The sequence below is a fragment of the Geobacillus sp. ZGt-1 genome (assembly GCF_001026865.1).
Lineage (GTDB): Bacteria > Bacillota > Bacilli > Bacillales > Anoxybacillaceae > Geobacillus > Geobacillus thermoleovorans.
In genome coordinates this window covers 134,105-146,816 of the sequence record NZ_LDPD01000025.1, presented here as the reverse complement: position 1 = coordinate 146,816, position 12,712 = coordinate 134,105, and the positions used below count along the sequence as shown (strand labels likewise).

Below are 12,712 nucleotides of genomic sequence, written 5' to 3'. Positions count from 1 at the left end.
AATTTTGCACGGCTATTTGGTACGATCCAGTTCCGCCATCGCGAGATCGACCTGCCGGGATTCTTTTTGTTCCATTTCATCTAAAACGTGCGAATAAGTCTGCAAAGTGGTTACAATATCTTTATGACCCAGTCGTCGTGAAACGTATTTGATATTCACTCCTTTATACAAGAGCATGGATGCGTGAGTATGCCGGAGCCCGTGACAAGTGATCGTTTTAATCCCGATTTTTTTGCATAATGCTCGCAACGTTTTATTGACCGCGTTATTTGTCACAATTTCCATTTTTGAATTGATAAACACTAAATTTTTCGTGTTTCTCAATCCAGTTTTCATAGCTAATTCGTTTTGATGTTTTCGGAGTTCTTTGAGCATATTCAACGTCTCATCGTCAATTGTAATCGTTCGTTTAGAATCGAACGTCTTCGTATCGCTAAAATCGTTTTTATCCTTGAAGTCCCACGTTTTATTGATAGTGACCGTTTTGTTTTTAAAATCAACGCAATCCCATGTCAGACCCATAATTTCGGAGAATCGTGCGCCGGTGGCAATCGCAAATAAAATGATGTATCGAGAAATATATCTTGGTTTCATGTCTTTCTTGATTTCAGCCACCAATTTCTTAACCTCATCAAAGTTTAGGTATTTTAATTCCTCCGATTTTGTCTCCACTTCCCCTTTGATAATCACTTTATACGTCGGATCCCGAGTAATGATCCCGTCCTCGATCGCGTCCCGGAGACATGACTTGATATAAGTATGCCTTTTCTGAACCGTAGCTGTTGAGTGGTTTTTGCTGATTTCATTAATAAATTTTTGATACATATCGCGCGTTAAGTCTTTCAATTTCACTCCTGCGAAGTGTTCTTCGACCAGCCGGACGGATAATTCAATGTTTCTTTCGTGCGCCAAGCTGTATTTCCCTTTTTTATATCTCACATTTCGCACCCTCGCCTAGGCGGCTGTTTTTCTTTTAGATCAGCAGCGGACGCGCCGCTTTCCTCGAGAGGGTTCCCAAATCAAGGGCTCGGGCGGGGCATTGGGTTTTTTCGTCTGAACAGGCGCCGGTTCGGGCGGTCGCCAAGGCCGCTTTCCGCCGTCAAAAATTTCTCCTACCCCCTCCCGCTCCCGTTGTGTACAATAAAAGAAAGGGAGGCGTGACGATGAGGGCGGAGTTATGGCAAGAGCAGCGGCTGCAGTTGTCGCTGACAAAGGAACTGGTGCAGGCGATTGAACTGTTGCAATATTCCGCAGTGGATTTGGAAGCGTTTTTATATGAACAGTCGCTGGAAAACCCGTTTTTGGAAATTCGCCGCACCCGGGTGCGGCAACGGCCAAGCCGGACAGAAAGAGACCAAAAGCAATGGCTCGAGAACATTGGCGCCCGCGCAGAGACACTTGTTGGCCATTTGCTTTCTCAGCTGCCTGCGTTGAAGCTGGCCGATCGGGAAGAGCGCATCGTCCGTTATCTCATTGCCTCGCTCGATGAGGATGGCTATTTGCGCGTGCCGCTTGCCGAGCTGGCGGCGCGGTTTTCCGCATCGGAACAAGAGATGGAACGGGGGCTGCGCCTTGTGCAGTCGCTCGACCCGCCGGGAGTCGGCGCCCGCGATTTGGCGGAATGCCTCTTGCTGCAGCTTGAACGTCTTCCTGAGCGCGACGAGCTGGCGGAAACGATCGTCCGTTATCATTTTGTTCCTTTTGCGGAAAAGTCGTGGAAAACGCTGGCCAAGCAGCTTGGCGTCAGCCTTGGCGAACTGCAGCGCGTCTTCGAGCTCATTCGCACACTCGAGCCGCGGCCGGGCATTCACTATTCGAGCGAAACGCCGCCTTTGGTCGTGCCGGATGTCATCGTCACCCGCGGGGCGGATGGAGACTGGATGGCCGCCTATAATGATGACATCCATCCGGAGCTCGGATGGAATCGGGATTACGAGCGGCGCATCGCCGCATCCGGCGACCGGCATGCCGAACAGTTTATCAAAGAAAAATATCGGCAGTTTACATGGCTCGCGAAAAGTTTGGAGCAACGGAAACAGACGCTGCTCCATTTGACGGCCGTCATCATCGACCGCCAGCGCTCGTGTTTGGAGTTTGGGCTTTCGGCGCTCAAGCCGATGACGATGCGCGAGGTGGCCGAGGAGCTCGGCGTTCATGAATCGACGGTGAGCCGCGCGGTCCGGCATAAATATGTGCAAACGCCGTTTGGCACCGTGGAGCTGCGCCGCTTCTTTTCGAACGCCGCGACGGCCGCAGGAGATGAAGCGGCATCGTCCGCCCGCGTGAAAGCGATCATGGAGGCCCTTATTTCCGAGGAAGATCGGCGGGCGCCGCTGTCTGACCAACAGCTTGCTGATTTGCTTCGCGATCGATACGGCATCGCCATTTCGCGCCGCACGGTCGCCAAATACCGCGAGCAGCTGCGCATCCCGTCTTCGGCAAAGCGGAGGCAATATATCGGCCTGCCGTAACGGGCGGCCAATCGAAACGGCAACTGCTGTAGAAAGAGAGGAAGAAATGAATGCATATCCGATTGTATACGAAAACCAATTGCCCGCTCTGCGACAAAGCGAAAGCCGTTTTGACGGAACTGCTGGCGGACTATTCGTTTACGCTGGAAGAAATTGATATTTACAAAGATGATGAACTGCTGGAAAAATATCAGCTGATGATCCCGGTTGTGGAATTGGATGGCGAAGAAATCGGCTACGGAGCGATTGAAAAAGAAGCGGTGAGAAAACGGTTGCGGCGGGCGCAAAACAGTTGAACGGCTATCGTCCTCCTGCTATAATGAAAATGGCGCGGGAGGAATTTTTTATGGCACTGCGGGACATAATATGTCATACCGGGACATAAAATGTCCCTATATTCAATCGAGGAGAAAGGATCCATGCAGCCGTTATTGGAGGCACAAAAAAAATTATTGCCTGACTTGCTTGACGTTATGCAAAAACGATATCAAATTTTGCACTCTATTTCGCTTATGGCGCCGATCGGGCGGCGGGCGCTGGCGGCGAGCCTCGGCATGAGCGAGCGGGTTCTCCGGTCGGAAACAGAATTTTTGAAAGGACAAAACTTGCTTTCCGCCGATGTGTCGGGCATGCGGTTGACGGAGGAAGGCCAGGCGCTCCTTCATACGCTCAATGATTTGATGCGGGAAGCGCTCGGACTCAAAGAGCTGGAAGCCGCGCTGCAGGAACAGCTCGGCATTCCGCGGGTGATTGTCGTTGCCGGGGATAGCGACCGTTCCCCTTGGGTAAAAAAAGAAATGGGTAGAGCGTGTGTCGCCTGCATGAAGGAGCTGCTTGAGCCCGGGGACATCGTCGCCGTGGCCGGCGGAACGACGATGGCGGCGGTCGCGGAGATGATGACGCCGGATTCGAAGCTTCGCGATGTGTTGTTCGTGCCGGCGCGCGGCGGCCTTGGCGAAGATGTCGAGAATCAGGCGAACACGATTTGTGCGAAAATGGCGGAAAAAGCGATGGGCCGCTATCGGTTGCTGCACGTGCCTGACCAGCTGAGCGATGAAGCGTACGCGTCGCTTGTCGAAGAGCCGGCGGTGAAAGAAGTGCTTGAGCTCATCCAATCATGCCGCATGGTCGTCCATGGCATCGGTGAAGCGGTGACGATGGCCAAGCGGCGGAAGACGCCGCCTGTAGAGATGGAGAACATCATCGCCCGCCATGCGGTCGCCGAGGCGTTCGGCTACTATTTCAACGAGTACGGCGACGTCGTCCATAAAGTGAAAACAGTCGGCATTCAACTTGAACACCTCCCGCATGTCGAGCATGTCATCGCCGTCGCCGGAGGGGCGTCGAAGGCGAAAGCCATTCGCGCGTACATGAAACGGGCGCCGCACTCGCTATTGGTGACGGACGAAGGAGCCGCAAAAGCGTTCGTAGGGGAGTAATCTCCCTTGCTGATACAATCCAATCGCAAGGAGGAAAATAAGATGGCAGTCAAAGTGGGAATCAACGGATTTGGCCGCATCGGACGCAACGTCTTCCGCGCGGCATTGAAAAACCCGGACATTGAAGTGGTGGCGGTGAACGATTTAACCGATGCGAATACGCTTGCTCATTTGTTGAAGTACGACTCCGTCCATGGCCGTCTGGATGCCGAAGTGTCGGTGAACGGCAACAACTTGGTCGTCAACGGCAAAGAAATCATCGTCNAGGCGGAACGCGATCCGGCGAACTTGGCGTGGGGCGAGATCGGCGTTGACATCGTCGTTGAGTCGACCGGCCGCTTCACGAAACGCGAAGACGCCGCCAAACATTTGGAAGCGGGTGCGAAAAAAGTGATCATTTCCGCACCGGCGAAAGACGAGGATATTACGATCGTCATGGGCGTCAACCAAGACAAATACGATCCGAAAGCCCATCATGTCATCTCGAACGCTTCGTGCACGACGAACTGCTTGGCGCCGTTTGCCAAAGTGCTGCATGAAAAATTCGGCATCGTCCGCGGCATGATGACGACCGTTCACTCGTACACAAACGACCAACAAATTTTGGACTTGCCGCATAAAGATTTGCGCCGGGCTCGCGCGGCCGCGGAATCGATCATTCCGACGACGACCGGGGCGGCGAAAGCTGTTGCGCTTGTCTTGCCGGAACTGAAAGGCAAATTGAACGGCATGGCAATGCGTGTGCCGACGCCGAACGTATCCGTTGTTGACTTGGTGGCGGAATTGGAAAAAGAAGTGACGGTCGAAGAAGTGAATGCCGCGTTGAAAGCAGCAGCGGAAGGCGAGCTGAAAGGCATTTTGGCCTACAGCGAAGAACCGCTCGTGTCGCGCGACTACAACGGCAGCACCGCTTCGTCGACGATCGACGCGTTGTCGACAATGGTCATTGAAGGCAAAATGGTGAAAGTCGTTTCGTGGTATGACAACGAAACGGGCTATTCGCACCGCGTCGTCGACTTGGCCGCCTACATCGCCTCGAAAGGGCTGTAAAACCAGCTTGGCGTTGAGTTTTCCATCCGTTCAAGTCTATAATAGGGAAATGGAGGGGAGCGGGGAAATGATCCCCACTCCTTTTCCTTTGTCCAAACTGCAGCCAAAAGGGGGCACGAACGATGAACAAGAAGACGATCCGCGACGTTGAGGTGAGGGGAAAGCGCGTCTTTTGCCGCGTCGATTTCAACGTTCCGATGGAGCAAGGCGCCATCACCGATGACACGCGCATTCGCGCCGCACTCCCGACGATCCGCTATTTGATCGAGCACGGGGCGAAAGTCATTTTGGCGAGCCACCTCGGCCGCCCGAAAGGAAAAGTGGTCGAAGAATTGCGTTTGGATGCCGTTGCGAAGCGGCTCGGCGAGCTGCTTGAACGGCCGGTCGCCAAAACGAATGAAGCGGTCGGCGATGAGGTGAAAGCGGCGGTCGACCGTTTGAACGAAGGCGACGTGCTCTTGCTTGAGAACGTCCGTTTTTACCCTGGCGAAGAGAAAAACGATCCAGAGCTGGCCAAAGCGTTTGCGGAGCTCGCGGATCTGTATGTCAACGATGCGTTCGGCGCCGCCCACCGCGCTCATGCGTCGACGGAAGGCATCGCCCATTACTTGCCTGCGGTGGCCGGGTTTTTGATGGAAAAAGAACTCGAAGTGCTCGGCAAAGCGCTCTCGAATCCGGACCGCCCGTTTACGGCGATCATCGGCGGCGCGAAAGTGAAAGACAAAATCGGCGTCATCGACAATTTGCTTGAAAAAGTTGACAACTTGATCATCGGCGGCGGACTGGCGTATACGTTCGTCAAAGCGCTCGGCCATGACGTCGGCAAGTCGCTGCTTGAGGAGGACAAAATCGAACTCGCCAAATCGTTTATGGAAAAGGCGAAAGAAAAAGGCGTCCGTTTTTATATGCCGGTGGACGTGGTCGTGGCCGACCGGTTTGCGAACGACGCCAACACGAAAGTCGTCGCCATCGACGCCATTCCGAGCGATTGGGAGGCGCTTGACATCGGCCCGAAAACGCGCGAATTGTACCGCGATGTCATTCGTCAATCGAAGCTCGTTGTCTGGAACGGCCCGATGGGCGTCTTTGAAATGGAAGCGTTCGCCCACGGGACAAAAGCGATCGCCGAAGCACTGGCGGAAGCGCTCGACACCTATTCGGTCATCGGCGGCGGGGATTCGGCGGCGGCGGTTGAGAAATTCGGCTTGGCCGACAAAATGGATCATATCTCCACCGGCGGCGGCGCTTCGCTCGAGTTTATGGAAGGAAAACAGCTGCCGGGTGTCGTCGCGCTCGAAGACAAATGACCCACGGCGCCGGATTTGGCGCATGGCGGCTGACGCCGCCCATTGAAAGGAAGGGTGAACGATGAGAAAACGCATCATTGCAGGCAACTGGAAAATGCATAAAACATTGGCGGAAGCTGTTCAATTTGTCGAGGACGTAAAAGGGCACGTGCCGCCGGCCGACGAAGTCGATTCCGTCGTTTGCGCGCCGTTTCTCTTTTTGGATCGGTTGGTGCAAGCGGCAGACGGCACGGATTTAAAAATCGGGGCGCAAACGATGCACTTTGCCGATCAAGGGGCGTACACAGGCGAAGTGAGCCCGGTCATGCTGAAAGACCTCGGCGTCACGTACGTCATCCTCGGCCATTCGGAGCGCCGGCAAATGTTCGCCGAAACAGATGAGACCGTGAACAAAAAAGTGTTGGCCGCCTTCACCCGCGGGCTTATACCGATTATTTGCTGCGGCGAATCGCTTGAGGAGCGGGAAGCGGGGCAGACGAACGCCGTTGTCGCCTCGCAAGTGGAAAAAGCGCTCGCCGGCTTGACGCCGGAACAAGTGAAGCAAGCGGTCATCGCTTACGAGCCGATTTGGGCGATCGGGACGGGCAAATCATCAACACCGGAAGACGCCAACAGCGTCTGCGGCCATATCCGTTCGGTTGTTTCGCGCCTGTTTGGCCCGGAGGCGGCGGAAGCGATCCGCATTCAATACGGCGGCAGCGTCAAACCAGACAACATCCGCGACTTCTTGGCGCAAGAACAGATCGACGGCGCCTTAGTCGGCGGGGCGAGCCTCGAGCCGGCTTCATTCTTGCAATTGGTGGAGGCGGGGCGCCATGAGTAAAAAACCGGTTGCGCTCATCATTTTAGACGGATTTGCGCTGCGCGACGAAACGTACGGCAATGCGGTCGCTCAGGCGAACAAACCGAACTTTGACCGCTATTGGAACGAATACCCGCACACAACGCTCAAGGCGTGCGGCGAGGCGGTCGGGCTTCCGGAAGGGCAGATGGGCAACTCGGAAGTCGGCCATCTCAACATCGGCGCCGGGCGCATTGTGTACCAAAGCTTAACGCGAGTCAACATTGCCATTCGCGAAGGCGAGTTTGACCGAAATGAAACGTTTTTGGCGGCGATGAACCATGTGAAACAACATGGGACAAGCTTGCATTTGTTCGGCTTGCTTTCCGACGGCGGGGTGCACAGCCATATTCACCATTTGTACGCCCTCTTGCGCTTGGCGGCGAAAGAAGGCGTAAAACGCGTGTACATCCACGGCTTTTTGGACGGCCGCGACGTCGGCCCACAAACAGCGCCGCAATACATCAAAGAACTGCAGGAAAAAATCAAGGAATATGGCGTCGGCGAAATCGCGACGTTATCGGGCCGCTACTACTCGATGGACCGCGACAAGCGGTGGGACCGCGTCGAAAAGGCGTATCGGGCGATGGTGTACGGGGAAGGGCCGACGTACCGCGATCCGCTCGAATGCATCGAGGACTCGTACAAACACGGCATTTACGACGAATTCGTCCTGCCGTCGGTCATCGTCCGCGAAGACGGCCGGCCGGTGGCGACGATTCAAGACAATGACGCGATTATCTTCTATAATTTCCGCCCTGACCGGGCGATCCAAATTTCAAACACGTTTACGAACGAAGATTTCCGCGAGTTTGACCGCGGCCCGAAACATCCGAAGCATTTGTTCTTTGTCTGCTTGACCCATTTCAGCGAAACGGTGAAAGGGTACGTGGCGTTCAAGCCGACGAACCTTGACAACACGCTTGGGGAAGTGCTGTCGCAGCACGGACTGCGCCAACTGCGCATCGCCGAGACCGAAAAATATCCGCACGTGACGTTTTTTATGAGCGGCGGCCGCGAAGAGAAATTTCCAGGCGAAGACCGGATTTTGATCAACTCGCCGAAAGTGCCGACGTATGACTTGAAGCCGGAAATGAGCGCCTATGAAGTGACCGATGCGCTGCTCAAGGAAATTGAAGCCGATAAGTACGATGCGATCATTTTGAACTACGCCAACCCGGATATGGTCGGCCATTCGGGCAAGCTCGAACCGACGATCAAGGCGGTGGAGGCAGTGGACGAATGCCTCGGCAAAGTCGTCGATGCCATTTTGGCCAAAGGCGGCATCGCCATCATCACCGCCGACCACGGCAACGCCGATGAAGTATTGACGCCGGACGGCAAGCCGCAAACGGCTCATACGACGAATCCGGTGCCGGTCATCGTGACGAAAAAAGGCATCAAGCTTAGAGACGGCGGCATCTTAGGCGATTTGGCGCCGACGATGCTCGATTTGCTCGGCTTGCCGCAGCCGAAAGAAATGACGGGGAAATCGTTGATTGTCAAATAATGATGATCTTGAGAAAACGATACGAAAAGGAGTGTGTTCCCATGTCTGCCATTATCGATGTCTACGCTCGCGAAGTGCTCGATTCGCGCGGCAACCCGACGGTGGAAGTGGAAGTGTACACAGAAGACGGCGGCTTCGGCCGCGCCTTGGTGCCGAGCGGCGCCTCGACCGGGGAATATGAAGCGGTCGAACTGCGCGACGGCGATAAAAACCGCTACCTCGGCAAAGGGGTGTTAAAAGCGGTCGAAAACGTCAACGAAATCATCGCGCCGGAAATCATCGGCCTGGAGGTCGCCGACCAAGTGGCGATCGACCGGAAGCTGATTGAATTAGACGGCACGGAAAACAAAAGCAAGCTTGGCGCCAACGCCATTTTGGGCGTCTCGCTCGCCGTGGCCCGCGCGGCAGCGGACGAGCTTGGCCTGCCGCTGTACCAATACTTAGGCGGCTTTAACGCCAAAACGCTGCCGGTGCCGATGATGAACATTTTAAACGGCGGCGCGCATGCGGACAACAACGTCGACATTCAAGAATTTATGATCATGCCGGTCGGCGCGGAAAGCTTCCGCGAAGCGCTGCGCATGGGGGCGGAAATTTTCCACAGCTTAAAAGCGGTGCTGAAAGCGAAAGGCTACAACACCGCCGTCGGCGATGAAGGAGGCTTCGCCCCGAACTTGAAATCGAACGAAGAAGCGCTGCAAACGATCATCGAAGCGATCGAAAAAGCCGGCTACAAACCGGGCGAACAAGTGATGCTCGCCATGGACGTTGCCTCGTCCGAGCTGTACAACAAAGAAGACGGCAAATATCATCTTGAAGGCGAAGGCGTTGTGAAAACGTCGGAAGAAATGGTCGCTTGGTATGAAGAGCTTGTATCGAAATATCCGATCATCTCGATNGAAGACGGGCTCGATGAAAACGACTGGGAAGGCCATAAACTGCTGACCGAGCGGCTCGGCAAAAAAGTCCAGCTTGTCGGCGACGACTTGTTTGTCACAAACACGAAAAAACTGGCCGAAGGCATTGAAAAAGGCGTCGGCAACTCGATTTTGATCAAAGTGAACCAAATCGGCACGCTCACCGAAACGTTTGACGCCATCGAAATGGCGAAACGCGCCGGCTACACCGCCGTCGTCTCGCACCGTTCCGGCGAAACGGAAGACAGCACGATCGCGGACATCGCCGTCGCCACCAACGCCGGCCAAATCAAAACGGGCGCGCCGTCGCGCACCGACCGCGTCGCGAAATACAACCAGCTGCTCCGCATTGAAGATGAACTCGGCCACACGGCCATTTACCAAGGCATCCGCTCGTTTTACAATTTGAAAAAATAACGGGAACAGGCGTCCCCAACGGAGGGGGCGCCTGTCGTTTTGACGGAGGCGAAAAGAGAATCGAATGGCTGGCGGTGATCAAGACGTCTTGACGCATTTAGGAAAGCTACGCCTCTTCATCAGATGGGATCGTAAATAGTCGTTTTATGATGACGCGCTTGATACATCTCGGCAATCTTTTCCGCCGATGCCTTCAAGAGGTTCGTGACCACACGGATGTCATGCTCGTTCGCATCCTGAAAGATCACGACGCGATGGCGCTTTTTGGAACGACATTGTTTTGTTCCGAATTGACAAGTAAAATCCGATCCTCATCAGAAACAATTTTTTGCATCAAATTTGGGAGTGTGGTATGCTTGTGCACAGAGAGCGCCTCCTAGGTTTGTTTGCGTCGTTACTTACATTCTACAGGAAAGTTCTTTTTATTTTTTTTTTAGAATGGAGTTGCAAAAAAGAATTCGAAAGTTGGTGAAAAACAATAGAGCCATCGGATTTGCACGAAGTTACTAAGGAAAAAAATCGTAGTTTTGCAAAATTTTTTATCTACACATCAGTGGTAGAGGAGGGATTTGCTTGAAAGGTAAATTTCAGAAATTTTTGGTGGCCTCATCGTTTGTAGCACTACTATCTGGATTTAATTTGGTAAACTACGCTTTTGCAGACTCAGAGGTTGTAAACAATGAAAGCAGAGAAGTTAAAGAAGTGTTAGAACAAAAAGAAAAACTTAAACAAAGTGTGAATATTGATAAGTATGATTTAGTAAGAAAATCAGAATTGGGAGTTAAAAAGGGTTATGACAAGGATGACCCTAAACCGGACTGGGCGCCTGGTGATTCTTTCGGTTCACCCAAAGGTACGAATAACATATCTTTCGCGGCGTTTGCACCTGGTGATATTATTGTAGTACATGATGGTTCAGTAGTATGGGGGTACTATCGTCATGCCGCTGTATGGGACGGTACTTATTATACTGGTAGTTTAGATTCATATGCATTCATTGAAGCGAATGTAGAAAACCAACCTGGTGATGGACAAAGTAATGTCCACTATTCCACGGCAAGGAAATTTAGAAACTACGACCAAGCGGTCGGTTTATATGTCTATACTTTAGAACAGCAATTTAGAACCCTTGCCCGTAATTACATTAGAAACCAATTAGGAGAACCATATAAATTTGTAGGTTCTTACAAGTCGGATGATAGCACGTGGTATTGTAGTAAATTAGCTTGGAAAGCGTATTATGAGATGGGGAATCGTGACTTGGATTACGATGGCGGGCTATACGTTTATCCGGACGATATTTATCAAGACGGAGATACTAAAATATTTGCAACTGGTTCATGACTCTGCTGATTAATACGCCATACTTGATGGTAAAATAATCTTTAGAAGGTTAGTGAAAAACTAGTTTTTTGCTCAAATCGGGGGTATTTGATTAGAATTTTGCACTAAATAACCGGGTGACCTTCATAGGCGGAGGAGGGGTCTCGAGCCCGGTGCGTGGCACTGTTTCTCTCCGTCAACGTAAAGGGGACGCTCCACGGGATGTTGACCGAATCGGCCTCAGCTCATGCTCGTACGGCGGTTGTTACCGTGTGTGGACCTTCAGAGCTTCTAGCGAGGCCGATTCATACGCGCTGTAAAGGGCCTTGTTCGTCGCATCGGCGTGAAGACTCGGGGAGAAAGGCCTCTTTTGGGGAAATATGAATCAAGCAAGCGCTAATGATGTGGTGAATGCTGTCCTTATACAGGCGGTCGAGACGATGAGCCAACGCATCGTCATTCAACAGGAAAGGATGGAGCCTTAGGATGGATGAGTTTATCCAAGTCAATCGTGTGATCCCATTGTTCCAAGTGAACGAGGTTTTCTCAATTTTTAAGTAGTCCTATTTTGATGAACACTTATTTACGAGGGGCTGTATAATGAAGAAAATCATGATTTTCATTTATTGCATCTGTTTGTTTTTAATGGTGGGGTGTGAGAAATGGGAAGAAATAGTCTCCCGAAACGATACAAAACTGAAGGTTCCCCCAGCCTTTGTTGCACTTACTGATGGAGATAGCAAATTAATTTTTCTTGATAAAAAGCTGAATATAGTCAAAGAAATTGAAAATAAAAATAAATTTCAAAGCTTTTCTATAGAAGGAAATCGAGTTTATGCAATAGATGATGGTACATATACAGGAACTCAACCATCGATGCTTATCATCAATCTTTCGAGTGGTCATGTGGAAAAGAAATTAAAGTTGCCGCATGTTCCGTCGTCTTATGCGGTACTAAACCAAAAAGTTTACATGGCTTCATCTGAAATATTTAGAGAAGGCATGCCTTTTTTTGTTGTGAATATGTCTAGTGGGAAAGTAGAAAACTTGACATTTACCACTGGAATGGTCAGTACAATGAAACATTACAAAAATGAAATTTTCATTACTATAAATTCTGGTGGTAAATCCAGTGAGCATAGCAACGTATATAGGGTACAAATGCATGATGCATCCCTTTCCTTTCATCCTGTCATTAAAGATAATATTGAATTACCACCAAGTGATTTTGTGATCGAAGATAACAAAATGTACTGTGTTTTTACAGGCTTTTCTTACGGGCCAAGGCCGGGATGGGTGAAAAATCCTGAAAGATATACAAATAAGCTTATGGTTGTAGACTTGAATAATGGCAAAATTATTTCTGAGAAACAATTGTCTAAACCTTTTCCTCAAAAAATAATTAATATTGGTAATAAATTATACATTAATAATTAT

The 12,712-nt window shown here is 51.5% G+C and carries 9 protein-coding genes and 5 pseudogenes; 12 read left to right on the top strand and 2 right to left on the bottom strand.

The features are described from left to right. Nucleotides 1–12: 12 nt before the first annotated feature. Nucleotides 13–933, bottom strand: a pseudogene (locus VU18_RS13385) (tyrosine-type recombinase/integrase); the annotation flags it as partial. 230 nt (nucleotides 934–1,163) lie between these two features. Between VU18_RS13385 and rpoN the strand changes: the two are divergent. The 10 genes and pseudogenes from rpoN to eno (VU18_RS20500) form a co-directional block, all read left to right on the top strand. After that, the gene (gene rpoN, locus VU18_RS13380) at nucleotides 1,164–2,471 is read left to right on the top strand and encodes an RNA polymerase factor sigma-54 (RefSeq protein ID WP_033026234.1); all 1,308 of its coding nucleotides are present in this window, start codon (nucleotides 1,164–1,166) and stop codon (nucleotides 2,469–2,471) included. Nucleotides 2,472–2,521: 50 nt separating this feature from the next. Next, nucleotides 2,522–2,767, top strand: coding sequence for a glutaredoxin family protein (locus VU18_RS13375; protein WP_011232530.1), 246 nt, complete (start codon nucleotides 2,522–2,524; stop codon nucleotides 2,765–2,767). 123 nt (nucleotides 2,768–2,890) lie between these two features. Then, nucleotides 2,891–3,910 carry a sugar-binding transcriptional regulator gene (locus VU18_RS13370; protein WP_011232529.1) on the top strand — a complete coding sequence of 340 codons (1,020 nt, stop codon included), beginning with the start codon at nucleotides 2,891–2,893 and terminating at the stop codon, nucleotides 3,908–3,910. A gap of 42 nt (nucleotides 3,911–3,952) precedes the next feature. After that, a pseudogene (locus VU18_RS20505) lies at nucleotides 3,953–4,174 on the top strand (glyceraldehyde 3-phosphate dehydrogenase NAD-binding domain-containing protein); the annotation flags it as partial. 1 nt (nucleotide 4,175) lies between these two features. Continuing rightward, the coding region (gene gap / locus VU18_RS13365) for a type I glyceraldehyde-3-phosphate dehydrogenase (RefSeq protein ID WP_236687404.1) at nucleotides 4,176–4,960 on the top strand (785 nt) is incomplete at its 5' end. A gap of 122 nt (nucleotides 4,961–5,082) precedes the next feature. Then, nucleotides 5,083–6,267, top strand: coding sequence for a phosphoglycerate kinase (gene pgk, locus VU18_RS13360; RefSeq protein WP_033026232.1), 1,185 nt, complete (start codon nucleotides 5,083–5,085; stop codon nucleotides 6,265–6,267). A gap of 61 nt (nucleotides 6,268–6,328) precedes the next feature. Then, entirely contained in the window at nucleotides 6,329–7,090 is a 762-nt protein-coding gene (gene tpiA / locus VU18_RS13355; RefSeq protein ID WP_033026230.1) for a triose-phosphate isomerase, read from the top strand. Next, nucleotides 7,083–8,618 carry a 2,3-bisphosphoglycerate-independent phosphoglycerate mutase gene (gene gpmI / locus VU18_RS13350; RefSeq protein WP_013524585.1) on the top strand — a complete coding sequence of 512 codons (1,536 nt, stop codon included), beginning with the start codon at nucleotides 7,083–7,085 and terminating at the stop codon, nucleotides 8,616–8,618. Before tpiA ends, gpmI begins: the two co-directional genes overlap by 8 nt. Nucleotides 8,619–8,659: 41 nt before the next feature. Next, a pseudogene (gene eno, locus VU18_RS13345) lies at nucleotides 8,660–9,516 on the top strand (phosphopyruvate hydratase); the annotation flags it as partial. A gap of 1 nt (nucleotide 9,517) precedes the next feature. After that, nucleotides 9,518–9,952 (top strand): annotated as a pseudogene (eno, locus tag VU18_RS20500) (phosphopyruvate hydratase); the annotation flags it as partial. A gap of 152 nt (nucleotides 9,953–10,104) precedes the next feature. Here eno (VU18_RS20500) and VU18_RS17995 read toward each other — a convergent pair. Further along, a pseudogene (locus VU18_RS17995) lies at nucleotides 10,105–10,260 on the bottom strand (IS4 family transposase); the annotation flags it as partial. Between the two features lie 265 nt (nucleotides 10,261–10,525). On the opposite strand from VU18_RS17995, the gene VU18_RS13340 reads away from it, so the two are divergent. Then, nucleotides 10,526–11,296 carry a YiiX/YebB-like N1pC/P60 family cysteine hydrolase gene (locus VU18_RS13340; protein WP_033026240.1) on the top strand — a complete coding sequence of 257 codons (771 nt, stop codon included), beginning with the start codon at nucleotides 10,526–10,528 and terminating at the stop codon, nucleotides 11,294–11,296. Between the two features lie 579 nt (nucleotides 11,297–11,875). After that, a partial coding sequence (locus VU18_RS13335) for a hypothetical protein (RefSeq protein ID WP_047758257.1) occupies nucleotides 11,876–12,712 on the top strand: 837 nt, incomplete at its 3' end.